Here is a 1,687-nt window from a genome sequence, read left to right on the forward strand (position 1 = left end):
CGCCTTGAAGCTGCGCCCCAGAAAAAAGGGGGCATCAAACGGACCAAGAACTGAGGCGTCTGCGACGACATCTTCACCAGGCCCTTCAGGAAGACGATCAACCCTGGCAGGCACTCAGCGACGCACACAATGCCGTCATGCGTGTGGCCTCAGTACCTGACACTTTGAGGTAAATCCTGACTGGGATACAGAAAAAAATGCCAACGGGCAGCTGATGGGTGTGTGATGCACACCAACGCCGCCCTGACGGATCTTGACACCTTCGTCGCCTTCCTGAAAGAGCGACTTCCTCACCACCGGATTGACCTGCTGCGCCGAGTCGCCGCCGTGATCTTTGGCATCGTTCAGGCCGAAACCACGCGGCACCGCAAGATTGCCATCCACCTTCGCAGCACGGCAACGCTGGATTCCAGAACGAAGACCGTCGCTCGGACCTTCCATGACGCTGGACTCTCTGAGCAGGATGTCCAGGACATCCTGCTGCCGCTGCTTCCAGACGGCAAATTGATCTTCGTCATGGACCGCACCAATTGGAAGCATGGACAGGCCGACATCAACATCCTGGCGCTGGGCGTGCTGCTCGGTGATGTCGTGATCCCGCTCGTCCATGAGGTGTTGCCGCACGGCGGCAACAGTCATAGTGAGCTGCGTATCGCCCTGGTGAGCAGATTGCTGAAGTCCGTCCCAGCGGGGCGGTGGCGTGTTTTGATCGCTGACCGTGAGTTTGTGGGCAAAGCGTGGTTCGAGTTTCTGCACCAGAAACGGATCAAGCGGTGCATCCGCATCAAGGAGACCACCCGCATGGATGAACTGCTGGTGCGTGAACAGGACAAGAATCTGTGTCCTGGACAGGTACGAGGACTGATGGAGAAGGCGTGGGTGTATGGGAGTCTGATGCAGGTGGTGGCGACGCTCTCCCCACAGGGAGAGCGCGTCATCGTCGCTTCTGATCTGCCCCTTTACGACGTCTTGCAGGTCTACCGAATGCGCTGGGGGATCGAATGCACATTCAGCGGTATGAAGTCTCGCGGTCTGGGGTTGGAGGACACCCACATGACCGCGCCAGACCGCATTGGACGCCTCTTTCTTCTGCTCAGTCTCGCGTATGCCTGGATGGTGCGGATCGGCGCATGGCGCGCAGATGCGCTTCCCATCGCAGTCAAAGCCCACGGGCGCAGGGCCATGAGTCTGGCCCAATATGGCTGGGATCTGCTGTGTGACGCCCTGCGCTGGCAGCGTCCCCTTTTCCAAACCTTTCTCGCACTCTTGATGATCGCTTTTCCCTCACCCAGTCAGCCTGAATCTGAAAGTGTCAGGTACTGAGAAGAGCGTGGTAGAAACGGCTCGCCTGCGGGGCGAGGATCCCGTAGCCGTGCTGATGGCCCTTCGGCGCTAATCAGATACGTTGCAGCTTCCGCTTCACCCACTTATTCATGGGCTGTTCAAAGTATTTGAATGACAACATGCTGGCGATTAAGGTAGCCACAAAAGCAAAGACGAGATAAACATATGGATTGAAGTCAAACATGCCCACTGCTGCCGAGTAGAGCAGGGTAAGCTGATGGATCATGTAAAAGCCAAAGCTGATCTCGCCGTAACTACTCAGCGCGAGAAGTTCGGCATGAGGATGTCACCGCGAAAGACACTCACGAGGCCCTGCCAAACATTCATGCCCTGCTTGCGAAGT

Annotated in this window: 2 protein-coding genes; one reads left to right on the plus strand and one right to left on the minus strand. The window is 57.2% G+C overall.

The genetic code is table 11. The features are described 5' to 3' along the window. Positions 1–222: 222 nt before the first annotated feature. Positions 223–1,323, plus strand: coding sequence for an IS4 family transposase (locus tag Q319_RS0123430; protein WP_425388014.1), 1,101 nt, complete (start codon positions 223–225; stop codon positions 1,321–1,323). 73 nt (positions 1,324–1,396) lie between these two features. Here Q319_RS0123430 and Q319_RS27740 read toward each other — a convergent pair whose 3' ends face one another. After that, positions 1,397–1,570 carry a hypothetical protein gene (locus Q319_RS27740; RefSeq protein WP_156039583.1) on the minus strand — a complete coding sequence of 58 codons (174 nt, stop codon included), beginning with the start codon at positions 1,568–1,570 and terminating at the stop codon, positions 1,397–1,399. Positions 1,571–1,687: the final 117 nt, after the last annotated feature.

The organism is Deinococcus marmoris DSM 12784 (genome assembly GCF_000701405.1).
Lineage (GTDB): Bacteria > Deinococcota > Deinococci > Deinococcales > Deinococcaceae > Deinococcus > Deinococcus marmoris.